This is a genomic window from Nonomuraea sp. NPDC054003 (genome assembly GCF_055585125.1).
This window is the reverse complement of sequence record NZ_JBVJKR010000018.1, coordinates 111958-136043: the sequence shown is the minus strand read 5'-3', so window position 1 is coordinate 136043 and position 24086 is coordinate 111958. Positions and strand designations below refer to the sequence as shown.

Genomic DNA, 24086 nt, shown 5'->3' with positions numbered 1-24086 from the left:
GGCCGGGTCGGCGTCGGCCGAGGCGTGGTAGCAGGTGACGCAGCCGTGCCCGGCGTGCCGGTCGTGCGGGCAGGTCCACTGGGCGACGTCGGCCCGGGTGTGGTCACGAGTGCTCAGGATCGCCGCTTCTGTGACGCGGCGGCGCGCCGGCCTCGGCCGGTCCTCCCACGGAGAGAAAGCGTCGCTGCCGATGATGGCATCCCTTCGGTCAGATGCGTCGAAACCTGGTCAAACTACCCGGTCGGCACCCGCCCAAGCAGCGGGACACGATCTCGGACTGGGGAAGATACGTTCTGACCTATGGAACCACCCTCTGCCGGGGATGTTCGAGACCTGTTACGGCGCGCGCGGCGGCTGCTGGGCGACGCGCGAGACCTGGTGGTCGAGCACGAACGAGCGGTCGCCGAGGTCCGCGATGCTCTCGGACCGCTCCGCGACCGGCAGGCCGAGGCGGAACTCGACGCCATGCCGGTGTCCCGGCTGAAGGACGTCACCAGCGGCCGGCTGCGGATCGGGGCGCTGGAGGAAGCCGGCTACACCACCGTACGGAGCGTTCTGCGAGCGATGCCGTACGAGCTGCAGAAGCTGCCGGGAGTCGGGCCGCAGACCCGCAAGCAGGCGCAGAAGGCGGCCGAGGGCATCGCGCTCGCCACGAGGCGGTCCCGCACCGTCCACATCGACGTCGACGACCGGGACGCCGAGACCACCCGGCTGCTCCTGGCGCTGCACCGGCTGGTCGCCGTCGGTCCCGAGCTGCCCCGCGCCCGTCGTACGGCCGAGGCGGTCGGGGGAAGGCTGAGAGAGCTGATTCCCCAGGCTCGCCCCATCGGCAACTGGCTGCGCAGGCTGCTGTCGGGAAGCCGCCGCCGCGCCCGCGCCGCGCGGGCCGTGGAGCGGATCGCCGCCCTGCTGGCCGACGAGACCGAGACCAGGCTGCTCATCGCCCAGGCGACCACGGACCTGCTGCGCCCGCCGCCGGACGGGGCCCTGGCGTGGATCGACTTCGAGATCCACGCGGCCGACTACTACAACCTGCTGGCGGAGCTCTCCGCCTTGGCGCCGTCGGACCGGGCCGCCGCCGAGGGCTTCCTGCCCGGCGATCTGGCCGAGCGGGTCAGGGAGCAGGAGCTCGACGACACCCTGCGGCGGGTCTCGCTCCGCGGCTATCAGGCGTTCGGCGCCCGGTTCGCGCTCGCCCAGCGCCGGGTGATCCTCGGTGACGACATGGGGCTGGGCAAGACGATCCAGGCGATCGCCGTCATGGCTCACCTGCACGCGCGGGGCACGACGCATTCCCTGGTGGTCTGCCCGGCGAGCGTGCTGGTCAACTGGCTGCGCGAGATCGAGACCCGCAGTTCGCTCAAGACCTATCGGCTCCATGGCGACGATCGCCGCCTGGCTCACGCCGCGTGGCTCGAACGCGGCGGGGTCGCGGTCACGACGTACGCCGGGCTGCACACGCTGGAGATCGAGCCGCGGGTGGGGGTGCTCGTCGTCGACGAGGCGCACTACGTGAAGAATCGGCAGGCCCGCCGCTCCAAGGCCGTGGCCGGGTGGTGCGACAGGGTCGGCAGGGTCCTGTTCATGACCGGCACGCCGATGGAGAACCGGATCGAGGAGTTCCGCTCCCTCGTGGACTACCTCCAGCCGGGGTTGTTCGGCACGGTCGAGGCGAATGACAGCGCGCAGGCGTTCCGGCGCGCCGTCGCGCCCGTCTACCTGCGCCGCAACCAGCAGGACGTGGTCACGGAGCTGCCCGATCTGGTGCACATGGACGAGTGGGAGGAGTTCAGTACGGCCGACGCCGAGGCTTACCGGGACGCGGTGGCGTCGGGCAGGTTCATGACGATGCGCCGCGCGGCCTACGCGGTGCCGGAGAAGTCCGCCAAGCTGGAACGGCTGCGCGAACTGGTCGACGAGGCGGCCGAGGCGGAGCTCAAGGTCGTGGTGTTCTCCTACTTCCGCGACGTGCTCGCCGCCGTCGGCCAGGCCCTCGGCTCTCCGGTCCACGGGCCGCTCAGCGGCGAGCTGGCGCCGGAACGCCGTCAGGGGGTGATCGACGCCTTCACCGCGGCCCGGGGTCACGCGGTGCTGCTCGCGCAGATCCAGACGGGCGGGGTGGGGCTCAACCTCCAGGCGGCATCCGTTGTGATCATTTGCGAGCCCCAGGTCAAACCGACCATGGAGAGCCAGGCCGTGGCCCGCGCGTACCGCATGGGCCAGGTGCGGCGCGTGCAGGTGCACCGCCTTCTCACGCCCGACAGCATGGACGAGCGGCTGCTGGAGATCATGAACGCCAAGGCCACGCTGTTCGACGCCTACGCCAGGCGCAGCCATCTCGCCGAGTCGACGCCTGACGCCATCGACATCTCGGAGGAGACCCTGGCCGAGCAGATCGTCAGGGAGGAGCGGCGACGCCTGGCCGAAGGGTGACACGGGTCCTATTCGGCGGTCTTCTTCTTGGCGTAGTGGCGCGCGGCTCGGGCCCGGTTGCCGCAGCCGGCTGAGCACCATTCGCGCCGGGGGGTGTCGCGGAGGAAGTAGAGCACGCAGCCGGGGCCGTGGCAGGCGTGCACCTCGTGCCGGGCCGGCCCGGCGAAGAGGACGACGGCCTCCTCGGCCAGGGCGGCGAGGGCCGCCGTGACCGGGCGGCCGGTGCTGCGGACCGTCGTGTGCGGCTCGGGGGCGGTGCGCAGCTCCCGCCATCGCGGGGCCAGGCCGGCATGACGGTTGAGGGTCGTGACGGTGTCCGGATCGGGGTCGTGGTCCGCTACGGCGGCGGCCGCCAGGGCCCGGATGACGTCCCGGAGCTCCCTGGCGAGCTGGAGGTCGCCTTCGCCCACGTCCTGGAGGTCGGCGTCCGTGACGGGGACGGCGAGGTGCGGGCGCAGGTCGCGCAGCCACGCGGTCAGGTGCTCGACGGTCAGCAGGCCGTCCTGGAGGCGGCCGCGGACCGCGTAGGCGGTGTTGGCGAGTTCGAGCGGAGGTGGCTCGCCGAGAAGGGGAGCACCGCCGCCGGGGAGCTGTGCCACGTCCACTTTCTAATGCTTCCTTCCGCTTGACACCGTAAGAAACCTCCGCAACCATTCTAATGGATGATGACTAATGCGGCCGTTAGATCGGTCGCCTGCAAGGGAGGTCCAGCATGAACGCTCCGGTCCTGAAGACCGGGCACGTCGGCCTGAACGTGACTGATCTAACCCGTTCCATCGCCTTCTACCGCCAGGTCTTCGGCTTCGACGTCCTCGGCGAGCAGGCCGAGGGGGATCGCAGGTTCGCGTTCCTCGGCCGGGACGGCGGGCTGATGGTGACGCTGTGGCAGCAGAGCGACGGCGGCTTCGCCGCCGACCGGCCCGGACTGCACCATCTGGCGTTCCAGGTGCCCGACATCGAGGCGGTGCGCCGTGCCGAGGCCACCTTGCGCGACCTCGGCGTGCCGCTCGTCTACGACGGCGTGGTGCCGCACGGGGAGGGCGCCTCCTCCGGCGGCGTGTTCTTCACCGACCCGGACGGCATCCGCCTGGAGATCTACGCGCCGACCGGCGCCGACACCGCGCCCGCGCCGACGCAGGGCGCGCCGACCTGCGGTTTCTTCTGATACCGCGCGGAAGGAACTGACCATGCTCCACCAAGGTGAACACACGGTGCAGCGCCGCGCCGGTCTGACCCGCGACAGATGGGGGTCGGCCCGCGTCGGCGCGACCGTCCCGCCGGTGGCCGCCGACTTCGCCGGCCGGCAGCGGCTGGTGGTGGTCGCGGCCGCCGACGACGCCGGCGCGGCCTGGACCGGCGTGATCACCGGACCGCCCGGGTTCATCGCCGCGCCCGACGACCGCACGCTCGTCGTCGGGCGGCTCCCCGCTGCCGGGGATCCGCTCGCGGGCCTGTTCGACGCCGAGCGGGACATCGGCATGCTCATGATCGAGCCCGGCAGCCGCAAACGGATGCGCGTCAACGGGCGAGCCGGCAGAGATGGCGACCGGCTGCTGGTGCGTACAGCACAGGTGTATTCCAACTGCCCCAAATACATCCAGACTCGTACGTACGTCAACGAGACGGTACGAGGGGAAGCGGTCGCCGGCGGCGAGCTGACCGCCGGGCAGCAGCGGTGGATCGCCGGCGCCGACACGTTCTTCATCGGCACCTACGCGCCCGGCCAGGGCGCGGACGCGTCGCATCGGGGCGGCAACCCCGGCTTCGTCACCGTGACCGGCGACCGGCGGCTGACCTGGCCCGACTACACGGGCAACGCCATGTACATGACGTTGGGCAACCTCGAACTCGAACCCCGCTGCGGGCTGCTGTTCCTCGACTGGGAGAACGGGGACACGCTGCACCTGACCGGCCGCGCCCGCGTCGACTGGGACCCTGACAGGGCCGCGACAGTCCCCGGCGCCAAGCGGCTCGTCGACTTCTCCGTCGAGCGGGTGGTCCAGATTTCCGGCGGTATGGGGCAGCGCTGGGCTTTCGGCGAATACTCCCGCTTCAACCCGGAAGGAAGCAAAGAGGCTTCTTCCGCCACCGCACATTGATCACCAAGGAGTACGCATGACCCCGCCACCCGTCCCGCCTTTCACGGCCGAGACCGCCCGCGCCAAGGTCCAGGCGGCCGAGAACGCCTGGAACACCCGCGACCCGCGCCGCGTGGCCCTCGCCTACACTCCCGACTCGGTCTGGCGCAATCGCGACGAGTTCATCACCGGCCGGGACGAGATCATCGCCTTCCTGACCCGTAAGTGGGAGAAGGAACTCGACTACGTGCTCCGCAAGGAGCTCTGGGCCTTCACCGACGATCGGATCGCTGTCCGGTTCCAGTACGAATGGCACGACGCCGACGGACAGTGGTGGCGCAGCTACGGCAACGAGCTCTGGGAGTTCGACGCGGAAGGGCTGATGCGGCGGCGGGAGGCCAGCATCAACGACGTGGCCATCACCGAGGAGCAGCGGCGCATCTCCGGCTCGCGCCCGGCCGACGAGCTGGGCCGGTCCATCCCGCTCAGGTGACACGCCCGCTTCAGGAGTTCTTCTCGTCCTCCGGGATGTGCGCGTTCTGCTCGCGGACGTACTCCAGCAGGTCACGCTCGTCGATGACCTCATCGGCGGGCGGGGCGGTGACGACGACGCGGGACCCCCAGCCGGTGTAGCGTGTGTCGGTCCGCTTGACCGGCGGCTTCTTTCCCGTTCCTGCGGTGTCGGTGGTGGTCAGGCGCTTGAGGAGGCCGTCACGGCCGGTCCAGAGGCGCCAGGCGATCTTCCCCTTGTTCTTCCCGCTGATCGGCCGCCCGGAGGTCCAGCTGATGGCGGCGCCCTTGGAGACCTTGCGCAGGTCCTTGTAGCTCATGGCGCCCCAGTACAGGAATCCGCCGGAGACGGGCTTGCTCGCCGAGCGCTTCAGCACGGCCTTCAGCGTGGACGGGTCGTACACGCTGATCGGCTGTAGGCTCGCGTCCCGATCCATGTCCCGGCCCATGCTCCCCCTGTGCTTCGAGGGGTATCGGATCCACTCCTTGCCCTCCGGGGTCGGCCCGGGATACTGGCCGGCGTCGACGTACACGTCCGCACCGACGCGGATCACGCGGTGGAGCTCCGGCTTCTTCTTCGTCTTGGCCGAGGGCAGGTCCCACCAGGTGTAGTCCGCGGCCGCCGGGCCCGACGGGGCGAGCCGGAGACGGCCCTTGATCCGGGTCCCGTTCCCGGAGACCGTCGACTTCCCGCCGAAGAAGTAGCGGCTGGTCTCGGAGATCCGGACGCCCTGCTTGTTCCCGAGCTGCCGCTTGAGAGCGCGCGCCGGATCCGGGGCGCCTGTCTGGGCGGCGGCGGGACTTGTGGCGAACGGTGCCGACGCGATCAGTACGGCGGTCGCCAGGGCGGTCCATCGTCTCACCGGCATATGTCCTCGCTACGGCAATGCTTCCAAGGCGATCGTAACGGGGCCGTCATCGTCACGGCAGTGCCTGCTACTCAGGCGGGATTGGGTACGCGTACTCAGGCGGGCGCCCGGTCCGTGCCGGACGCTGGGTGGCATGACCAAACCAGTCCAGCCCACCATGACCGCCGCTTACTACGCGCAATGCGTCATCTCCTTCGCGGTCGCACTCGGCAGCGTGGGGATCGGCATCGTCTTCCTGCCGGTCAACCCCTGGGTCCGCGCGTTCCTGGCGGTCGCCGTGCTCTACACGGTGACGTCGGCGTTCGGTCTGGCCAAGTGCGTGCGCGATCGGCAGGAGGCGGCGAACACGGCCAGCCGCGTCGACCAGGCGCGCCTGGACAAGCTGCTCTCCGAGCACGACCCGTTCAAGGTCGACAATCTCTGAGCCGGTCTACGCCTCGTCGAGTCCGCGTTCGATCGCGTATCGGACGAGTTCGACGCGGTTGTGGAGCTGGAGCTTGTTCAAGGTGTTCTGTACGTGGTTCTGCACGGTCCGGTGGCTGAGGACGAGCCGCTCGGCTATCTGCCTGTACGACAGGCCCTTGGCGACCAGGCGGAGCACCTCGGTCTCGCGGTCGGTGAGGCGGGGGCCGTCGTCGGAAGGTCGCTGGGTGGCGAGGCGGCGATACTCGCCGAGCACCAGGCCGGCCAGGCCGGGGGTGAAGACCGGCTCCCCTTCGGCCGTGCGCTTGACGGCGTCGAGGAACTCCTCCCGGCTCGCCGACTTGACCAGGTAGCCGGAGGCGCCGGCCTTGACGGCTTCGAGCACGTCCTCGTGCTCGCCGCTCGCCGACAGCATCAGGACGCGGGGCGGATGCTCGGACGCGGCCAGCCCTCTGGCCACTTCCGCGCCGGGCAGGTCGGGCAGCCTCAGGTCGAGGATGACCACCTCGGGGCGTACGGCGCCGGCGACGCGGAGCGCCTGGCGGCCCTCGCCGGTGGTCGCCACCACCTGGTAGCCGGCGTGCTCCAGGTCGCGGGCGACCGCGTCCCGCCACATCGGATGGTCGTCCACCACCATCACCCGCAGTGCGCTGGTCATGCCGTAACTGTAGACCCGGGTTCACGTGCGGACGGGGATGACGAATTCGACCTCGGTCCCCTGGCCGGGCACGGACGTGAAGCCGACGGTGCCGCCGACGCCGGCGATCCGGCCCTTGATGGACTGCGCGATGCCGAGCCTGCCCTCCGTCTCGGCCTCCTCCAGTCGTCCGGCGGGGATGCCGGGGCCCTCGTCGCGCACGGTGATGGTCACCGTGTCGCCGTCGTGCTCGGCGAAGACCCAGGCCCTGGCGTCCTCGCCGCAGTGCCGCCGGACGTTGTCGAGCGCCGCGCCGACTGCGGCGACCACCTCGTCGGCCTGACGGGCGGGGAGCGGCACGGGGGTGGCCGGCGCCGAGACGGTGACCGCCGGTGTGGTGAACCGGCGTAAGCGGGCGCCCACGTCGACGAGGCCCGCGCTGTCCTGTGCCGCCGGGGCCGGGCCGCTGCGGATCAGCTCCCGTACCGCCGCCTCCTGCTCTCCGGCGAGCCGTCCCAGCTCGGCGGCCTCCCCGCCGATCTCCTGCCCGCGGCGCTGCATCAGCGCCAGGACCTGGAGGACCGAGTCGTGGATCCCGCGGGCCAGCCGCTCGCGTTCCCGGTTGGCCGCCTCCAGCTCGGCGGCCTGCTGAAGACGCTCTTCCGCCTGCTTGGTCAGCCGCGCCACGTGCCCGACGACGGCCCCGGCGAGGATGAGCAGGACGGCTCCGTTGACCGGGACGGAGAGGTTGAACTCGTGCAGCCCGCGCAGCCACAGGTCGGCGAGCGACAGGACGACGGCCGCGACCGCGCCCGCCCGCCGCCCGCCGTAGACGGCCCAGGCGAGCACGGGCGCGCCGACCCAGGTCGCCGTGACCGGCATCAGACCCGCCTGCCCGGCCTGGGATCCCTGGACGTAGGGCGAGGCCAGCAGGCAGCCGAGGGTGACGAGGACGTCCACCGTGAGGAGCCTGCGGCTTCTCACGGTCGAGTACGCGACGGTGGTGACCACCGTCCAGACCGCCATCACACCGAGGACGAGCCAGCCCGCGAGCGGACGCTGGTAACCGCCGGCGGTCGCCAGCAGCAGCGCGGCGTAGACCAGGGAGGCGACGCGGTAGACCGCGATCGCCCGCCAGAACGACCCCTCGATCTCCATACGACCCCATCACGCTCGATCGGCGTCCGACTATATGGTGACCCGCCCCCGGGCGCCGCCTAACGGATGACACTCACCATCACGATCGCCACCGTGCGACCGGGTTCGTCGGTCATGCCTTGACGGTTTCGTCGGGGGCTTCGACGGCCGCCGACAGGTCGGTGCGGAGTGCGTAGCGGATGAAGGCCGCCATCACCACCAGGGCGAGCACCGTGGCGAGGACGAACGCCGCGCGCACCCCCCACAGCTCCGCTATCACTCCGGCCAGGGCCGCGCCCGGGGGAAGGACGCCCCAGCTGAGGACGCGTGAGGCCGCGTACACCCGGCCCAGCAGCTCGGGCGGGGAGAGGTTCTGGCGGATGGTGGCCACGAGGATGCGCCAGATGCTCGACCCGGCGCCCGCCACCACCGCGCCGGCGGCGACCGCCCAGGCGGGGGCGTCCACGGCGACGGGCAGGACCAGGAGCACAGTGCCGGCGGCGTCGGCGATGAGCAGGGTGGTCACCCCGAAGCGGCGGCGCAGCGGCTCCACCACGGCCGACGCGACCAGGCCGCCGACCGCCATGGCGGTGAGCAGGAGCCCGTACTGGGTGGTGGTGAGGCCGAGCGGGCCGGGGGCGACCGCGTACACGACGAGCAGGGCGGTGGCGGCGGCCCAGACGACGTTCATCACGGCGGTGTAGAGGGTGAGGGTGCGCACCACGGGCTGGCGCCAGAGGTAGCGCAGGCCCGCGACCAGGCCGTCACGGGGCCGGTCGGGGTGGGGCGTGCCGGCGCCGGCCGGTACGGGGGAGAGCGTCATGACGAGGATGCCAGCGACTGCCAGGACGTAGAGGACGGCGCTGGCGCCGGTAGCCAGGGCGAGGGTGGTCGCGGCCAGGAGGCCGGCGAGGGGCGGGCCGGCGAGCTGGTTCGTGACGTTGATGGTGGCTTCGACGCGGGCGTTGGCGCGACCGCGCGCGGTGGGGGGCACGACTCGCGGGATGGTCGAGGTCAGCGCCGTGTCGACGAGGGTTTCCGCGACGCCGAGCAGGACGGCCGCGGCGATGATCAGCGGGAGTGAGAGGACTCCCGCGAGGTGGGCGGCGGTCAGGCCGGCCAGGAGGGCGGCGCGGGCCAGGTTGACTCCGGTGAGTAGGGCGCGCCGGTCGACGCGGTCGACGATCCAGCCAGCGTGCAGCCCGAACAGCGGCCAGGCCAGGGTGAGCGCGGTCGTCACGGCCGCCACCCCGCCGGGCGAGGCGCCGACGGCGAGGGCCAGCAGGGGCAGCGCGAACAGGGCCATGCCGTCACCGAGGTTCGCGGCGCCGGTGCCGAACCACAGGCCGTTGAACGACCGGCCGAGCGACGCGGGAAGGATGCGCATAGGTCTCACCTTTCAAAGTAGGTTGAACGGTAAGACTGCGCGATCTCACCTGTCAATCGGGATTGATTGGTGAGATACTGGAGGGCATGACCGCAGTGGAACTGGTCGGGAACGCGCTCTGTCTGGACTTCGCCAACACCGTCAACGCCCGCCCCGTCGCCGAGCGGGACTGGCTGGCGACGCCCGAGGAGGCCCTGACCTGGGCAGGCGCCGTCGGCCTGGCCGTCGAGGATCCGGCCGGGCTGGCGGAGGCTCTGCCCGAGGCGCGGGAGCTGCGGGAGGCCGTCTTCCGGGTGTTCTGGGCGCTCGCCTACGGCGGGCAGCCGCCCCGGGAGGACCTCGCCGCGCTGATGGCCGCCTACGCCGAGGGATCCGGCCACGCCCGGCTCGACGAGGACGGCGACACCTACCGGCTGCGGTGGGAGGATCCCCGTACGGTGCGCGTGCTGCTGTGGGAGGTCGCCGAATCGGCGGTCGAGCTGCTCACCCACGGGCCGTTGGACCGGCTCGGCGCCTGCCCGTCATGCGTGTGGCTGTTCCTGGACACGAGCAGGAACCGGCGCCGCCGCTGGTGCAGCATGACGACGTGCGGCAGCCGCGACAAGTCCCGCCGCTACTACGCCACCCACTCGACGTAGCGGCCCGCGGCGTGGGAGCGGATTCTCGTGGCGGCGGTGACGAGCAGGGCGACCGCCGCGACCGCGAAGACGAGGTTCCCGATGAGGTCGGCCATCGGATCGGTGGGGACGGCCGGAGGCTGCGGGAACCCGTGCCAGGCGTAGGTGAGCACGCCGCCCGCCGCCAGCCCGAACCGCTGCCACACACCCCACCCCGGCTGCCCGGACCAGCGCACGACCAGCACGCAGACGGTGGTGTACAGAGCCAGGTGGATGGCCGTGACCAGCCAGGCGCCGAGCGCGTCCACGTTCATCACCGGCAGCCAGAACGCGGCGCCGGCCGCCAGCGAGAACGCGAGCACCGCCCAGCCTCCGGGCCCCCGTCCGGACCGGATGGTGCCCGGCGCGGCGGGGGAGCGGCGGCGCAGGGCGAGGAACACCAGCAGGCCCGCCAGCAGGGCCACGCCCGCGAGCCGCCCGAACCCGGGATCGTACGGATCCGTCGCGAACACCGCCGAGGCCGCCGCCCCCAGCACGAGCAGCACCCCCGCCACCACCAGGCCCGGCCGGCGCAGCCACGGCTCCGAGGCGCGGGCGGGCACCAGCGACTCCATGACGGCGATCGGCACGCAGATGCTGCCCACCACGTGGACGCCCAGCACGAACACCGTCCACCAGGCGCTCACCTCCACGCCGGGGATCCAGGCGTACGACCGCAGGTCCATCCCCGCGAAGCCGGGGTTGAACAGGGATCGGGTGACCAGCCCTTCCTCGATCAGGCCGTACGCGACGGCGAGCAGCACGATGCCCGGCCAGCCCACGCCCCGGCGCCGGGCCAGCTCGCGGACGAGCAGCGCGCCGCCCCCGTACAGCGGGGCCATGGTGATCAGCGCGACCAGCATGGTGACGGGCAGGTTGCCCAGCAGGAACTCGCCGATGAGCGGCGACAGGAAGAAGAGCCCGAGCGCGGGCGCGACGCGTTTCCACATGTCACCAGCGTCGCGAGAGCGGCGGGCGGCCGGTAGTGACGTTCGTCAGAGCCAGCCCTTGGCCTCCGCGGCGCGTGCCGCCTCGGCCCGGTTGCGGGCGCCGAGCTTGCCGATGGCCGACGACAGGTAGTTGCGTACGGTGCCGTCCGACAGGTACAGACGGCGGGCGATGTCGGCGATCGTCCCGCCCTCGGTGGCGGCGCGCAGCACGTCGCGTTCGCGGCCGGTGAGGGGGTTGGCGCCTTCGGAGAGGCTGGCGGCGGCCAGCTTCCTGTCGAACACCCGCTCACCGGCGTGCACCCGGCGGATCGCGTCGGCCAGCTCCCCGGCCCTGGCGTCCTTGACCACGTAACCGGCGACGCCGGCGTCCATGGCGCGCCGCAGGTAACCGGGCCGCCCGAACGTCGTCAGGATGATCACCCGTACGCCGGTGAGCCCGGCCGCGACGGTGAGGCCGTCGCCGCCCGGCATCTCGATGTCGAGCAGGACGACGTCGGGCCGCGCCGCGGCGACCGCCGTCGCCACCTCGTCCCCGCGGCCCACTTGGCCGGCGACCTCGATGCCGGGCTCCAGGCCGAGCAATGCCGCGAGCGCCTCCCGTACGAGATGCTGGTCGTCGGCGAGCAGGACGCGGATCACGGGCTTCCTTTCGCAGGCGGCCGGGGCCGGGGAACGGCGTCTTCCCGGGGCGGGCGGGCCGGCAGAGGGACACGGGCGTGCAGGCGGAAGCCGCCGTGCTCGGCCGGTCCGCCGTGCAGGGTGCCGCCCGCGAGCTCGACCCGTTCGGCGAGCCCGCGCAGCCCGGTGCCGCCGTCGCCGGGGGCGGAGCCGCGGCCGTCGTCGGTGACCTCGACGTACGCCTCGCCGCCGGCGGTCCCCAGCCCGATGCGGCACCGGCGGGCGCGGCTGTGCCGGACCACGTTCGTCGCGCCCTCCCGCACCACCCACGCCAGCACCGGCTCCACCTCCGCGGGGACCGGCTCGGCGGACACCTCCACGGGCACGCCGGCGGCGGCGAGCGCCCGCCGGGCCCCGTCGAGTTCGTCCGGCAGCGACAGCTCCCGGTAGCCGGCGATCGCGTCGCGCACGTCCGACAGCGCCTGACGGGACAGGTCCTCGACGTCCCCGATCTCCGCAGCCGCCCGTGAAGGGTCCGCCGTGAGGAGTTTGCCCGCGAGCTGGCTCTTCAACGTCATCACCGCCAGGCTGTGGCCGAGGATGTCGTGCATGTCGCGGGCGAAGCGCAGCCGCTCGTTGTCCACGGCCAGCCGCTCCACCTCGGCGTTCGCCCGGGACAGGGCACGGTTCGCGGCGCTCAGCGCGAGGAAGGCGCGCATCGCCCCGGCGAACACCGCCGCCTGCAGCGGGATCCACCAGCTGTCCGCGAGCGACGCGCCCAGCAGCGGCAGCGCCACCGCGACGCCTCCGACGGTCAGCGCGGCCCCGGCCGGCATGGCCCGCTCGGGCAGAGTCGCCGCCAGCGCCGTGATCAGGAAGAAGGAGGCGGCGAACACCCACAGCTCGCCCAGCGCCGGCGCCAGTCCGGCCGCGGCCGCGTACAGGAGGACGAGCGCGTACGGGGTCGCGTTCCCGTGCGGGCGGTCCAGGGCCGTCCACACGACCCGGAGGTAGAGCGCGGCGAAGCAGACCAGCCCCGTTGCCACGAGCGCCACCTCGGCGGCGGACGGCGAGCGGGACAGGAAGCCGGGGAGCGGCCATACCAGGACGGCGAGGTAGACGGAGGTCCAGAGCCGGCCCTTCATGCCGATCACCCTAATCGGGGGACTCCGGGCGCAGACCTGACGAATGTCATGGGCTGGGCGACTTGACCTCAACCCCGGTCGAAGTCCCACACTTGATCGCATGGACGAGGTAATCGACAGCCCGACGGGCTGGGTGGCCGAGCACATCCGCCGCTACGTGGAGACGGACGGGGAGAGCGGGCACCTGTTCCAGGGGCTGCCCACGCTGCTGCTCACGACCCGAGGCAGGAAGTCGGGGCAACTGCGCCGCACGGCGCTGATCTACGGGCAGGACGGCGACCGCTACCTGCTCGTCGCCTCCAACGGCGGCTCCGCGCAGCACCCCGCCTGGTATCTCAACCTGACCGCTGATCCGGACGTCACCGTGCAGGTGCGGGCCGACAGGTTCGCCGCCCGCGCCCGCACCGCCACCGAGCAGGAGAAGAAGGAGCTGTGGCCGGGCATGGCCACCGTGTTCCCGACGTACGACACGTACCAGTCCAAAACGGACCGGGACATCCCGCTGGTGATCCTGGAGCCGTCAGGCGGGGACGAGGCCCTGGACCTCGGCGAGAAGCTCGAAGGAGCGTAGCCAGGCCTCCCGGTCGGGGGCCGCCGACACCGTGATGAGCTCGTCGGCCCCGACATGCTCGGCGAACCGGCCCAGATACTCCTTGACCTCGCCGGGCGTGCCGACGGCCGAGTACTTGGTCATCTGGAGGATCTGCTGGCCGGCGGGCGACTCCAAAATCATGTCCGCCTCTTCGGCGGTGAACTCACGCTCGCGGCCCAGCAGGAGACTCACCCGGTTGCGCTTGGCGGCCAGGAACTGCTCCTCCGCCTTCTCCCTGGTGTCGGCGGTGATCACGTTCACGCCGGCGATCACGTACGGCTCGGCGAGCTGGGCGGACGGCTTGAACTCGCGCCGGTAGAGCGCGACCGCCTCCTCCAGCGCGGCGGGCGCGAAGTGCGAGGCGAACGCGTACGGCAGCCCGAGCATGGCCGCGAGCTGCGCGCCGAACAGCGAGGACCCGAGGATGTACAGCGGCACGTCGGTGCCTTTGCCCGGTGTCGCGTCCACGCCCGGGATGCGGGAGTCGCCGGTCAGGTAGCCCTGCAGCTCCAGCACGTCCTGCGGGAAGCTGTCCGCCGAGGAGGGCGTGCGGCGCAGCGCCCGCATGGTCTTCTGGTCGCTGCCGGGCGCCCGCCCGAGGCCCAGGTCGATCCGGCCGGGGTGCAGCGTGGCGAGCGTGCCGTACTGCTCGGCGATGGTCAGCGGGGAGTGGTTGGGCAGCATGACGCCGCCGGCGCCGAGACGGATGGTGCTCGTCCGCGCGGCCACGTGCGCGATCAGCACGCTGGTGGCCGAGGACGCGATCGAGGGCATGTTGTGGTGCTCGGCATACCAGATGCGCCGGTATCCCCACTGCTCGGCACGCCGCGCCAGCTCCACGCTGGCGGCGAAACTGTCGGCGGCGGTCTCTCCCTTGCCGATGTACGCGAGATCGAGAATGGAGAGAGGCAGGGGCATGGGACGTACCTTTCCTTAGCGGGTACCAAAAGGTAACCGGTGCCCGGGTCCCATTATTTCCGGCGCACCTCCTCCTGGCCTGGCCGTCTTCTCCCTGGACGCCGGGTAGCATCCGCCATGTGAACCGTCGCATCGTCGCCCTTATGGTCATCATCGGGATGGTCGGGATGAGTGGGCTCGCCGTGGTCGTCTCGGCCGTGCAGTCGGGCGGTGGGTGGTAAGTACCTGACGGGTCCAGCGTTTCGTGACACGATGTCGGTGACTTCGAGGAGTGTCCGATGTGTGACGATCCGCTGCTTCCCGAGACTGTCGCCCGCGCGCTGACCGATTACCGGGACCTCCGCGATCGGCACGGCGTGTGCTGGGGCGAGGAGCCGCTGTCGTACGTGGTCCAGGCATGGGCCACCGTCTTCCTCGACCGGAGCCACGACTACTGGGCCACCGGGATGCGGCAGCTCGCCGAGCGCCTGCCCGGGGCGTCCGAGGACGAGATCGACGACCGGATGGGCGAGGTGGACGTCGACCGGGTGGTCCGCGACGCGCTCGGCGGCGAAGCGCTCACCTCACTGCCCGCGCTGCGGCTGCGGCCCGGCGCGGTCACGCTGGAGGCCCGCGCGCGGGTGGTGCTCGGTGACGAGCCAGGCCGTACGTGGTTGCTGCTGGACTCGAGCCGGGACGAGCCGGTCACGGTGCTCGTGGACGGCGACGCGTACGAGATTCAGCCACGCGGAGCGAAGATCGTCGGCGTGCGGCGGGAGGTCGTCGCCGACGGGGCGCCGGTCGATCTGGCGCCGCTGACCAGGCGGGCGGAGGCGGCGGCGGTGCGGCTGCGCGCCGGGTTCCCGTGCCGATGGAGTGTGACGTCGGCCGGCGGGCAGGGCTGGTATCCCGAAGGCGCCCCGCCCAAGGTCGACGGGCACGGCAGAGCGTACTTCCACGGCGACGACCTGGTGGTGGCCGTGCCCGCCGAGCCGATCACGGTGACGGTCACCAGGGGCATGGAGTACGCCGAGTCCGAGGTCGCGCTGACCCCGGCCGCGGGCGGGGAGACGCTGGTCGAGCTGACCCCCGAGCGGTTGTACGACGCGGCGGCGCACGGCTGGTACGGCGGCGACATGCACGTCCACCTCAACTGGATGGGCGAGGAACCGGCCGCACCCGAGCTGGCCGCGGCCGCCCAGCACGGCGAGGACCTGCACGTGCTCAACCTGGTGGCCGGGAACGTGGCGAGCGCGCGGGTCTATGACCGGGAGGCGCTCGAACACTGGCTGGGCCGCGATTTGCCGTGGTCCGACGGGCGCCACCTGGCCAGGATCGGCGTGGAGTACCGCAACGACCTGGTCGGCCACGTCGGCGCCTTCGGGCTGCGCGGGCTGCCCGAGCGCTTCCACACGGGCTTCTCCGGCGACGCCGACTGGCCCCCGAACGCGGTCGCCTGCGAGGAACTGCACGAGATGGGCGCCGTGCTCGGCTACGGGCACCCGTTCCACCTGCCGGTCTCCGACACCGACCCGCCGGAGGCAGCGGTGCGGCGCGGGCGCAACTGCTCGGCCAGGGAGATCGTCGCCGACGCGGCGCTCGGCCTGATCGACACGCTGGACGTGCTCAACCATTCGTCGATCAGCGCCACGGCCGCGGTCTACCGGCGCCTGATCGGGGCCGGCAACCGGCTGACGGTGACCGCCGGCACCGACGCGGTGCTGTCGTTCTGCCACCGCGGCACCTCGTCGGGCCCGCCCGGGTGGGAGCGGGTGTACGCGCGGGTGGACGGCCCGCTCACCGCCGAGTCGTTCGCCGAGGCGATCCTCATGGGGCGCACGTTCGCCACCACCGGCCCGTGGCTCGACCTCACCGTGAACGGCCACGGCCCCGGCGACACGCTGGACCTGGCGCCAGGGGAGCACGTCGAGATCACCGTCACCTCGGTCGGGCCCGAGGTCGAGACCCTGGAGATCCGCACCGCCGACGGGGTGGTGGCCCAGGGGCCGCCCGGCCGCCTCACGGCCACGCTGACCGCGGGCGAGCCCACGTACGTGGTCGCGGTCGCCACCGGAGGGCCGCACCCGCGAAGCTTCCACGGAAGCGGCGCGTACGCGCACACGAGCCCGGTCTACCTGAACGTGGCGGGCACGCGCGTGGCGCGGCCCGAGGACGTGCGGTGGTGCCTGGACTGGCTGGACCGGCTGGAGGAGGTGCTGCGGGAGTCGGGCGTCTTCGCGACCAAGGACCAGTACGACGACCACGTGGCGCTCTACGACCGCGCGCGGCAGGTCTACCGGGCCAGGCTCGGTTAGGCCAGGCAGAGGTCCGCGCCGGCGGGGGCGGTGTCGTCGTCGAGACCCTCCAGGAGGACGGCGGCCAGGCTGCGGCGCTGGGCGGCCGTGAGGGTCATCGGCAGCACGATCGGCATCAGCTCGATGGCGCCCCCGGGCAGGTGACGGACATGGCAGGGGACTAGGGAGGAGGTGTGGAACACTCCCTCACTATGGCAGCCGCCACCGACAAGATCAGGCGGTTTTCCATGCCCGAGCCGACATCAAGGTCCTCGCAAGTCAGCGCGCTGCGCGCGACCCCGACTCGGGCTGCGCTCTGCGGGGGAGCCAAGCTCCCCCACACCCCCTTGCCAGGGGCTCCCGCCCCCGGACCCCGTGTGTGAGGCGGTTTCCGTCAAAGCCGGGAGCGGACGGTTAGCCCCTGGACCTGGTGTGAGGCGGCCTCCGTCAAACAGGAAGGGGACGGCGCGATATCGACCCCAGCCCCCGGACCCCGTGTGTGAGGCCGTTCCCGTCGAGCAGGGAGCGGACTGTTCGCCCCTGGACTCTGCGTGTGAGGCGGTCTCCGTTCAGAAGGGGTGAGGATGGGGTCATGATCAATGAGAGCGGCATGCTTGACGTGGGCGACGGCAACCACGTGCATTGGGAGGTCCACGGCGCGCCCGGTGGGAAACCGGCCGTGGTGGTCCATGGCGGTCCGGGCTCCGGGGCGGGTCCCGGCTGGCTGCGGTTCTTCGACCTGGAGAAGTACCGGGTCGTGCTGTTCGACCAGCGCGGCTGTGGAAGGAGCACGCCTGACGCGGCCGACCACGACACGGACCTGTCCGTGAACACCACCCACCACCTGATCGCCGACATGGAGCTGCTCCGCGAGCACCTGGGCATCGACCGGTGGATGCTGTTCGGCGGCTCGTGGGGGACGACTCTCGGCCTGGCCTACGCGATCCGCCACCCCGACAGGGTCACCGAGATCGTCATGTCCGGCGTCGCCACCACCACCCGGTGGGAGGTGGAGTGGATCACCGAGGGCGTCGGCCACTACTTCCCCCGGGAATGGGAGCGGTTCCGCGACGGCGCCCCGGGTGGCGGGCGGCTCGTCGACGCCTACGCCCGGCTGCTCGCCGACCCCGACCCGGCCGTCCGGGAGAAGGCGGCCCGCGACTGGTGCGACTGGGAGGACTCCCACGTACGGGTGCGCGCCGACCAGGAGCCCGACCCGCGCTACGCCGACCCCCGGTTCCGGATGCGGTTCGCGCGGCTGGTCACCCACTACTGGAGCAACCACGCCTGGCTGGAGGACGGCGAGATCCTGGCCGGGGTGGAGAAGCTGGGCGACGTGCCCGGCGTGCTGGTACACGGCCGGATCGACCTGAGCAGCCCGCTGCGGACGGCGTGGGAGCTGTCGAGAGCGTGGCCGGGCTGCGAGCTGGTGATCGTCGAGGAGGCGGGCCACAGCGGCGGTCAGCCGGGCATGCGCGACGCCCTGAAGGCGGCGGTCGAGCGGTTCGCCCGATAAGGGCCGGTGAACGGGCGCGTCGCACACCTGGGTGGCTGTCGGCAAGGACCCCGCGATGATCCCGGGTGAACGGGCGCGTCGCACACCTGGGTGGCTGTCGGGAAGGACCCCACGACGATCCCGGGTGAACGGCGCGCGCCGCACATCCGGGTGGCCGTCGGCTACGCTGCACGGCGTGGCGCTCGCTGTTGACGTGGTGGTCCGATATCGCAAGGCCGTGACCTACGGCGTGCACGCCCTGCTCGCCGCGCTGGAGATCGCGGGGGTCGAGCACGGGCTGCGCCTCGGCACCACCGTCGAGGAGACGGCGGCGCAGATCGCCGCCAGCCGGGCCGATCGAGTGCTGGTCCTGTGGTCGTTCTACTCGCCCGACGCCGACGCGATGGCCGCCGAGCTGGCAGCGGTGCGGGCGCTGGCAGACCGGGACGGCGTCCTGCACATCGCGGGCGGCGTGCACGCCACCGCCGAGCCGCAGCAGGTCATCGACGCCGGGTGGGACCTGGCCGGCGTCGGCGAGGGCGAGTCGACGATCGTCGCGCTCGTCGAGGCGTTGCGCGGCGGCGACCCGCTCACGGGCGTCCCCGGGCTCGCGCTCAGGGACGCCGACGGGGTCGCGCTGCGGACCCGCCCGGCGCCGCAGCTCCCGCTGGACGCGTTCCCGTCCTTCCGGGCCCGGCGCGGGCGGTTCGGGCCGATCGAGATCACCAGAGGGTGCCGTTACACCTGTCGCTTCTGCCAGACGCCCTTCATGTTCGGCGGCCAGTTCCGCCACCGGTCGGTGGCGAGCGTGCGCGAGCACGTGCGGGAGATGGCCGGACACGGGCTGCGCGACGTCCGGTTCATCACGCCGACCTCGCTCTCGTACGGGTCGCCGGGTCCGAGCCCCGACCTGGACGCCGTGGAGGAGCTGCTGGCCGGGGTCAAGGAGGAGCTGCCGCCGCACGGCCGGGTGTTCTTCGGCAGCTTCCCGTCCGAGGTGCGGCCCGAGCACGTGACGCCCGAGGCCATGCGGCTGCTCAAGCGCTACGTGGCCAACGACAATCTGATCATCGGCGCTCAGTCGGGCTCCGACCGCGTGCTCGCGGCCTCGGGGCGCGGCCACGACACCTCACCCGTACGCGACGCGGTGCGGATCGCGGTGGAGCACGGCTTCCGGCCGAACGTCGACTTCATCTTCGGCATGCCGGGCGAGCAGGAGGACGATCAGGAGGCCTCGCTCAGGCTGGCCGCCGATCTGGCCGACCTGGGGGCGCGCATCCACACCCATACCTTCATGCCGCTGCCGGGCACTCCGTGGCGCGACGCCGAGCCCGCGTTCATCCCCCTGGCCACGGTGCGTGAGCTCGACCGGCTGGCCCAGCGCGGCGACGCCTACGGCCACTGGCGCAAGCAGGCCGAGCACGCCGCGAGGCTGGCCGAGACCGCCAAGGCCTACCCGCGCCGGACCCGCCGGCGCCGGACGGGCTAGCGCTCGTCGTCGTCCTGGTCGTAGGCGGGCCCCTCGTCGTCGGGGAGCAGGTCGTCCAGGACGCGGTTCACCGCGTCGCCCAGCGGGCGGAACGCCTGGGTGAGCGCGTTGGCCAGCGGCCCGAAGATCTCGCTCACCTCGCGCAGCAGGTCGTCGCTCTTGTCCTCGGGCGGCGCCCAGCGCATGGCGTCGGCGCTCAGCGTCTCCCACTCGTCGACGACGCCGTCGATGGCGTCGAGCACGTGGTCTGGATCCCTCGGCATGACGTTCTCCAGGAGGGGAATCGGATTAACACCACGGTAACCCGTACCCGCCCGATCACGTCAGACCGGGATCGACACTCCGACGCCGCCGCGCGTGCGCGCGCCGAACCGCTCCTTGGCGGCGGCCAGGTCGAGCGGCAGGACGCGGGTCCTGGCGGCGAGCAGCTCGTCGTCGATCATGTCGGCCGGCACCAGCCAGGACACCTCGAACTCCAGCCCGTCGGGGTCGTGCGCGTAGAGGGCCTTGGTGGTGGCGTGGTCGGAGGCGCCCACCAGCGCGCCGAGCTCGCTCAGCTTGGCGGCGACGCGCTCCAGCTCGTCGAGCGTGTCGACCTCCCACGCCAGGTGGTAGAGCCCGACGGCGGTGCGCCCGGCGGGCGACGGCCCGGCCTGCGCGCCGATCTGGAACAGTCCCAGGTCGTGGTCGTTGGAAGAGCCGGCCGCCTGGAGGAACGCGGCGCCGGGCATCTCCATGACCGGCTCGAAGCCGAGGGCCTCGCGGTAGAAGGCGACGCTGCGCTCGACGTCCCGAACGTACAGGACCGCATGATTGAGCCGCTGGACGGGCATGATGATCTCCTTTGGCCGGATTCGTCCCCAAGTATATGAGAGTTCAAGTAAATTGTCAGATGTGACCCGATGGCTGGACGACGAAGAGCAGCGCACCTGGCGGAGCTTCATGGCGGCGACCCAGCTCGTGCATGAGGCGCTCGACCGGCAGTTGCAGCGCGACGCCGGGATGCCGCACGCGTACTACATGATCCTGGTGGCGCTGTCGGAGGCGCCGGGGCGCGCGCTGCGGATGAGCGAGCTGGCCGCGAAGGCGCAGAGCTCGCAGAGCCGGCTCTCGCACGCGGTGGCCCGGCTGGAGGAGCGCGGCTGGGTCCGCCGCGACCGCTGCCCCGAGGACCGGCGCGGCAACATCGCCGTGCTCACCGACACGGGCTTCGCGGCGCTGGAGTCCGCCGCGCCCGGTCACGTCGAGGAGGTGCGCCGCGTCCTGTTCGACGTGCTCACGCCCGAGCAGGCCGGCAGCCTGCATGAGATCTGCGCCACGGTACGGGACACGCTGAAGCGATAGCCGGAAACTGTCGGCGCCCCGTCGTACCGTGTCCCGGGTAGTCGTATGAGGAGACGGGGATGCACGACGAAGAGGCGCTGTTCCGCACGGTTCACGGCATCGCGGGCCGGTTCGCCGGCCAGCCGGTGCCCGTGGTGATCGACGCGCTGTTGCGGCAGTTGCCCCAGGCCCCCGGCTTCACCGGCGCCGACATCCGGCGCATCGCCGAGGAGATCAGCGTGGGCCGCGACCCGTCAGGCCTCTGACCCCACTCCGGCGGGTTCCTGCTCGCGCAGGCCCCACGGCGACCCGTACTCCTCCAGCAGGTCCAGGAACGGGCGCGGCGGGAACGCCTCGGGGCCGAGCACGCCCTCGCCCCGCCACGTGCCGCCGGCGACCAGTTCCAGCGCGGCGACCGGGTTGACGGCGGTCTGCCAGACCACGGCCTGCGAGCCGTACTCGCGCATCGACCACTGATTGTCGACCACGTGGTAGAGGTACACCTCGCGCGGCCGGCCGTCCTTGACGCCCTTCACCCAGGTGCCGGCGCAGGTCTTGCCGTGCATGCGGTCGCCCAGCTCGGCCGGGTCGGGCAGCACGGCGGCCACCACGTCGCGCGGCGAGACCCGGGCGGGGCCGCGGTCGGTCCGCACGGTGACCGGCCGGGTGCCGTCCAGGCCCAGCTCGTGCAGGGTCTTGAGCCTGGAGATGAAGTCCTCGCCGAGCCCGTACTTGAAGGTGACCCGCCCGGCGTCCACCCAGCGGGGCACCAGCAGCACCTCCTCGTGCTCGACGTTCACGCACTCGATCGGGCCGATGCCCTCGGGGAAGTCGAACACCTCCGGCTCGCTGAACGGCTCGGTGGTGAACCACCCCCGGTCGCGCTCGTAGACGAGCGGCGGGTTGAGACACTCCTCGATCGTGGTCCAGATGGAGAACGACGGGGCGAACTCGTAGCCGTCGACGGTGAGGTTGCCGCCGTCGCGTACGCCGATCTCCTCGATCTCGTCGAACAGCTCGTCGGCGGCGTAGCGGGCGAACACGTCGGACAGCCCCGGCTCGACGCCCATGCCGACGAGCGCCAGCCGGCCGGCCCGCCGCCAGTCGCCGTCGCGGGCGAACTGCTCGTCGCCGAGCTTTACCCCGACCTGCTCGTACGGGTGCTCGGGGTGCGGCCTGGACATGGACATCGCCATGTCGAGATAGTGCGCCCCGCCCGCGAGCGCCGCCTCGAACAGCGGCATCACGAAGCGGGGGTCGGTGGCGTTGAGCAGGACGTCGCACCGGTGGCCGAGAAGCAGGCCGGCGACCGCCGAGGTATCGGAGGCGTCGACCGCGGCCGCGGTGAAGCGGGTCTCGCCGGGGCCGAGCGCGGCGACGGCCGCCTGAGCCCGGGAAATGTCGTAGTCGGCGACCACCATATGGTCGAAGAACTCGCGGCGGGTGGCGATGCGGGTGATGGCGGTGCCCACACCGCCGGCGCCCACAAGAAGAATACGCATGATCTCTCCTGGTTGCGGGGGGTGCCCTTCAAGCAAAGACGAGTACGCTCATCAACGTCAATGGTGTTGGCATAAGGAGAGGTATGCCGAAGCGCGTAGTGCCCGAGGCGGCACGACGGCGGCGCCGGCCCACCCGGCAGGGCCGGGTGCTCAGCCACGAGCTGATCATCGCCACCGCCCTGCGCATGCTCAAGGAGCACGGCGCGGCGGGCCTGACGGCCAGGCGGCTGGGGCTGGCGCTGGGCGCCGACGCCAGCACGATCTACCGCTACTTCCGCGGCATGGACGACCTGACCCTGGCCATCGCCGACGCGCTGTTCGCCGCGGCGCTGGAGAGCTGGCGCGCGACCGGCGACTGGCGGGCCGACCTGCGGGCGCTGGGGCTGAGCATCTACCGGGCCTACCTGTCGCACCCGCAGGCGGCCGTGCTCACCGCGAGCCGGGTGGCGGGCCGCCCGCACGAGGTGGCGGTGGACGAGACGATCCTCGGCATCCTGCGCACCGAGGGCTTCCCCGACCCCGACGCCGTGCGGGTCTATCACGCCTTCATCGACCAGAGCCTGGCCTTCGCCGTGCTCGACGCCGCCTCCCTGGCGCTGCCCGAGGCGGCACGGCAGGCCGACCAGGAGGTCTGGCGCGAGACCTACGCCCGCCTCCCGGCCGAGACCCACCCCCACATCGCCGCCACGGCGCCCCTCCTGGTGGCCAGGATGAACGACAGCGGCTACCCGGCGGCCCTGGACATGCTCCTCGACAGCGCGGCCCGGCAACTCAGGGATCGGTCAGGGTGAGGTAAGGGACGACGCCGGATGTCGCGGCGCCGTCCTCCCGGAAGACTCTCTGCCATGACCGGAGTCACCGAGGAACTGCCCGCCACCGAGGCCGATGCCGACGTGGAGGGGCGCCGGCCGCGCGGGGGCGTGGCTGGGCGGCCGGCGGGCGGACTCCCCGCCGGTTCCCGGGCCTACCCGCTCGTCGCGCTCGCCGCGATCGTGTCCGGCGTGGCCGGGATCGGGTTCGCGCAACTCGACTCCGATCTGAACCCGCTGCACGTGACCGTGAGCGAGTACGCCGTGGCCGACCGCGGGGGCGTCACGGAGGTCGCGATGGCGGTGGTGGCCCTGGGCTCGCTGGCGCTGCTGGCGGGATTGCGGTCTGTGGGGGCTCCGGTGAGGGGGATGCCGGAGAGGCTGCTCCTGGTGTGGTCGGGCGCGCTGCTGGTGGCGGCGGCCGTCCCGACCACACCGTTCGGCGCCGACCCGACGTTCGCCGCGCAGGTTCACCAGTACGTGTCGATCGCGGCGTTCGTCAGCCTGCCGGCGGCGGGGGCGCTGCTGGTGCCCAGGCTGGCCCGCGACCCCGTGTGGCGGCCGGTGGCCAGGGTCGTCGAGTGGCTGGCCCTGGCGGGCGGGCTCGGGGTGCTGGCGATCACGTACGTGGCGCTGCCCGGGGAGCGGGTCATGATCGGATTGGTGGAACGAGCGCTGCTGGGCGCGGAGGTGGCGTTGCTGGCCGTGCTGGCAGCATGGTTGGTGCGCGTGGTCTGGGTCAGTACCACAGTCAAAATCACGACATATCACAGATTTATCGCTAGTTGATCTTATCTCGGCCTCGATGAGTGCTATTCTCTCCCGCGATCTTCTAACCGGGA

27 protein-coding genes are annotated in these 24086 nt (G+C 72.0%); 14 read left to right on the top strand and 13 right to left on the bottom strand.

The window, feature by feature from the left end; all coding sequences use genetic code 11:
- Positions 1-300 precede the first annotated feature (300 nt).
- Complete coding sequence (locus ACZ6YG_RS37355) at positions 301-2433, top strand: DEAD/DEAH box helicase (protein ID WP_466020575.1); 2133 nt, start codon at positions 301-303, stop codon at positions 2431-2433.
- Between the two features lie 8 nt (positions 2434-2441).
- On the opposite strand, the gene ACZ6YG_RS37350 is transcribed toward ACZ6YG_RS37355, so the two are convergent.
- Positions 2442-3032, bottom strand: a complete 591-nt coding sequence (locus ACZ6YG_RS37350; RefSeq protein WP_466020574.1) for a CGNR zinc finger domain-containing protein — start codon at positions 3030-3032, stop codon at positions 2442-2444.
- A 113-nt stretch (positions 3033-3145) separates the two neighbouring features.
- On the opposite strand from ACZ6YG_RS37350, the gene ACZ6YG_RS37345 reads away from it, so the two are divergent.
- Genes ACZ6YG_RS37345 through ACZ6YG_RS37335 form a run of 3 tightly spaced genes read left to right on the top strand, consistent with a single transcriptional unit; the run spans position 3146 to position 5004 of the window.
- Positions 3146-3598: a VOC family protein gene (locus ACZ6YG_RS37345; RefSeq protein ID WP_148036182.1), complete on the top strand. Its 453-nt coding sequence runs from the start codon at positions 3146-3148 to the stop codon at positions 3596-3598.
- 22 nt (positions 3599-3620) lie between these two features.
- Positions 3621-4532 carry a pyridoxamine 5'-phosphate oxidase family protein gene (locus ACZ6YG_RS37340; protein ID WP_466020573.1) on the top strand — a complete coding sequence of 304 codons (912 nt, stop codon included), beginning with the start codon at positions 3621-3623 and terminating at the stop codon, positions 4530-4532.
- Positions 4533-4548: 16 nt separating this feature from the next.
- Positions 4549-5004: a nuclear transport factor 2 family protein gene (locus ACZ6YG_RS37335; RefSeq protein ID WP_219545459.1), complete on the top strand. Its 456-nt coding sequence runs from the start codon at positions 4549-4551 to the stop codon at positions 5002-5004.
- A 10-nt stretch (positions 5005-5014) separates the two neighbouring features.
- Here ACZ6YG_RS37335 and ACZ6YG_RS37330 read toward each other — a convergent pair whose 3' ends face one another.
- Positions 5015-5890: a hypothetical protein gene (locus ACZ6YG_RS37330; protein ID WP_466020572.1), complete on the bottom strand. Its 876-nt coding sequence runs from the start codon at positions 5888-5890 to the stop codon at positions 5015-5017.
- A 133-nt stretch (positions 5891-6023) separates the two neighbouring features.
- Here ACZ6YG_RS37330 and ACZ6YG_RS37325 point away from each other — a divergent pair, with 133 nt between their 5' ends.
- Positions 6024-6314, top strand: a complete 291-nt coding sequence (locus tag ACZ6YG_RS37325; protein WP_148036186.1) for a YiaA/YiaB family inner membrane protein — start codon at positions 6024-6026, stop codon at positions 6312-6314.
- Between the two features lie 6 nt (positions 6315-6320).
- On the opposite strand, the gene ACZ6YG_RS37320 is transcribed toward ACZ6YG_RS37325, so the two are convergent.
- From ACZ6YG_RS37320 to ACZ6YG_RS37310, 3 genes are all read right to left on the bottom strand, one after another.
- Positions 6321-6971 carry a response regulator transcription factor gene (locus ACZ6YG_RS37320; protein ID WP_364231858.1) on the bottom strand — a complete coding sequence of 217 codons (651 nt, stop codon included), beginning with the start codon at positions 6969-6971 and terminating at the stop codon, positions 6321-6323.
- A gap of 21 nt (positions 6972-6992) precedes the next feature.
- A complete protein-coding gene (macS, locus tag ACZ6YG_RS37315) occupies positions 6993-8108 on the bottom strand; it encodes a MacS family sensor histidine kinase (protein ID WP_466020571.1) in 1116 nt (371 codons plus the stop codon).
- Positions 8109-8220: 112 nt separating this feature from the next.
- Positions 8221-9474, bottom strand: a complete 1254-nt coding sequence (locus ACZ6YG_RS37310) for an MFS transporter (RefSeq protein WP_466020570.1) — start codon at positions 9472-9474, stop codon at positions 8221-8223.
- A gap of 86 nt (positions 9475-9560) precedes the next feature.
- On the opposite strand from ACZ6YG_RS37310, the gene ACZ6YG_RS37305 reads away from it, so the two are divergent.
- Entirely contained in the window at positions 9561-10112 is a 552-nt protein-coding gene (locus ACZ6YG_RS37305; protein ID WP_466020569.1) for a CGNR zinc finger domain-containing protein, read from the top strand.
- Here the strand turns inward: ACZ6YG_RS37305 and ACZ6YG_RS37300 are convergent.
- The 3 genes from ACZ6YG_RS37300 to ACZ6YG_RS37290 are packed head-to-tail and all read right to left on the bottom strand — an operon-like array spanning position 10091 to position 12843.
- A complete protein-coding gene (locus ACZ6YG_RS37300) occupies positions 10091-11080 on the bottom strand; it encodes a hypothetical protein (protein ID WP_466020568.1) in 990 nt (329 codons plus the stop codon). The genes ACZ6YG_RS37305 and ACZ6YG_RS37300 overlap by 22 nt on opposite strands.
- Before the next feature lie 45 nt (positions 11081-11125).
- Positions 11126-11719 carry a response regulator transcription factor gene (locus ACZ6YG_RS37295; RefSeq protein WP_466020567.1) on the bottom strand — a complete coding sequence of 198 codons (594 nt, stop codon included), beginning with the start codon at positions 11717-11719 and terminating at the stop codon, positions 11126-11128.
- Positions 11716-12843: a sensor histidine kinase gene (locus ACZ6YG_RS37290; protein ID WP_466020566.1), complete on the bottom strand. Its 1128-nt coding sequence runs from the start codon at positions 12841-12843 to the stop codon at positions 11716-11718. Before ACZ6YG_RS37290 ends, ACZ6YG_RS37295 begins: the two co-directional genes overlap by 4 nt.
- Positions 12844-12943: 100 nt before the next feature.
- On the opposite strand from ACZ6YG_RS37290, the gene ACZ6YG_RS37285 reads away from it, so the two are divergent.
- Entirely contained in the window at positions 12944-13414 is a 471-nt protein-coding gene (locus tag ACZ6YG_RS37285) for a nitroreductase family deazaflavin-dependent oxidoreductase (RefSeq protein WP_466020565.1), read from the top strand.
- On the opposite strand, the gene ACZ6YG_RS37280 is transcribed toward ACZ6YG_RS37285, so the two are convergent.
- Positions 13364-14353, bottom strand: coding sequence for an LLM class flavin-dependent oxidoreductase (locus tag ACZ6YG_RS37280; RefSeq protein WP_148036195.1), 990 nt, complete (start codon positions 14351-14353; stop codon positions 13364-13366). The genes ACZ6YG_RS37285 and ACZ6YG_RS37280 overlap by 51 nt on opposite strands.
- A gap of 278 nt (positions 14354-14631) precedes the next feature.
- On the opposite strand from ACZ6YG_RS37280, the gene ACZ6YG_RS37275 reads away from it, so the two are divergent.
- Positions 14632-16647 (top strand): CehA/McbA family metallohydrolase, encoded by a 2016-nt coding sequence (locus ACZ6YG_RS37275; protein WP_466020564.1) that lies wholly within the window; start codon positions 14632-14634, stop codon positions 16645-16647.
- Here the strand turns inward: ACZ6YG_RS37275 and ACZ6YG_RS37270 are convergent.
- Positions 16644-16829 (bottom strand): hypothetical protein, encoded by a 186-nt coding sequence (locus tag ACZ6YG_RS37270; protein WP_219545470.1) that lies wholly within the window; start codon positions 16827-16829, stop codon positions 16644-16646. The two genes, ACZ6YG_RS37275 and ACZ6YG_RS37270, sit on opposite strands and share 4 nt — an antisense overlap.
- 389 nt (positions 16830-17218) lie before the next feature.
- Between ACZ6YG_RS37270 and pip the strand changes: the two genes are divergently transcribed.
- Complete coding sequence (gene pip / locus ACZ6YG_RS37265) at positions 17219-18142, top strand: prolyl aminopeptidase (protein ID WP_466020563.1); 924 nt, start codon at positions 17219-17221, stop codon at positions 18140-18142.
- 175 nt (positions 18143-18317) lie between these two features.
- Positions 18318-19610, top strand: coding sequence for a TIGR04013 family B12-binding domain/radical SAM domain-containing protein (locus tag ACZ6YG_RS37260; protein ID WP_466020562.1), 1293 nt, complete (start codon positions 18318-18320; stop codon positions 19608-19610).
- Here ACZ6YG_RS37260 and ACZ6YG_RS37255 read toward each other — a convergent pair.
- Both ACZ6YG_RS37255 and ACZ6YG_RS37250 read right to left on the bottom strand, forming a co-directional pair.
- A complete protein-coding gene (locus ACZ6YG_RS37255; RefSeq protein WP_148036198.1) occupies positions 19607-19873 on the bottom strand; it encodes a hypothetical protein in 267 nt (88 codons plus the stop codon). The two genes, ACZ6YG_RS37260 and ACZ6YG_RS37255, sit on opposite strands and share 4 nt — an antisense overlap.
- A 60-nt stretch (positions 19874-19933) precedes the next feature.
- Entirely contained in the window at positions 19934-20443 is a 510-nt protein-coding gene (locus tag ACZ6YG_RS37250) for a VOC family protein (RefSeq protein WP_148036199.1), read from the bottom strand.
- 61 nt (positions 20444-20504) lie between these two features.
- On the opposite strand from ACZ6YG_RS37250, the gene ACZ6YG_RS37245 reads away from it, so the two are divergent.
- Both ACZ6YG_RS37245 and ACZ6YG_RS37240 read left to right on the top strand, forming a co-directional pair.
- Complete coding sequence (locus tag ACZ6YG_RS37245) at positions 20505-20954, top strand: MarR family winged helix-turn-helix transcriptional regulator (RefSeq protein WP_261809014.1); 450 nt, start codon at positions 20505-20507, stop codon at positions 20952-20954.
- A 59-nt stretch (positions 20955-21013) separates the two neighbouring features.
- Positions 21014-21199, top strand: a complete 186-nt coding sequence (locus tag ACZ6YG_RS37240) for a hypothetical protein (RefSeq protein ID WP_148036200.1) — start codon at positions 21014-21016, stop codon at positions 21197-21199.
- Here the strand turns inward: ACZ6YG_RS37240 and ACZ6YG_RS37235 are convergent.
- Positions 21188-22435, bottom strand: coding sequence for a saccharopine dehydrogenase family protein (locus ACZ6YG_RS37235; protein ID WP_148036201.1), 1248 nt, complete (start codon positions 22433-22435; stop codon positions 21188-21190). The two genes, ACZ6YG_RS37240 and ACZ6YG_RS37235, sit on opposite strands and share 12 nt — an antisense overlap.
- A gap of 83 nt (positions 22436-22518) precedes the next feature.
- Between ACZ6YG_RS37235 and ACZ6YG_RS37230 the strand changes: the two genes are divergently transcribed.
- A complete protein-coding gene (locus tag ACZ6YG_RS37230) occupies positions 22519-23226 on the top strand; it encodes a TetR/AcrR family transcriptional regulator (RefSeq protein WP_148036202.1) in 708 nt (235 codons plus the stop codon).
- A 54-nt stretch (positions 23227-23280) separates the two neighbouring features.
- The gene (locus ACZ6YG_RS37225) at positions 23281-24033 is read left to right on the top strand and encodes a DUF998 domain-containing protein (RefSeq protein WP_466020561.1); all 753 of its coding nucleotides are present in this window, start codon (positions 23281-23283) and stop codon (positions 24031-24033) included.
- Positions 24034-24086 lie beyond the last annotated feature (53 nt).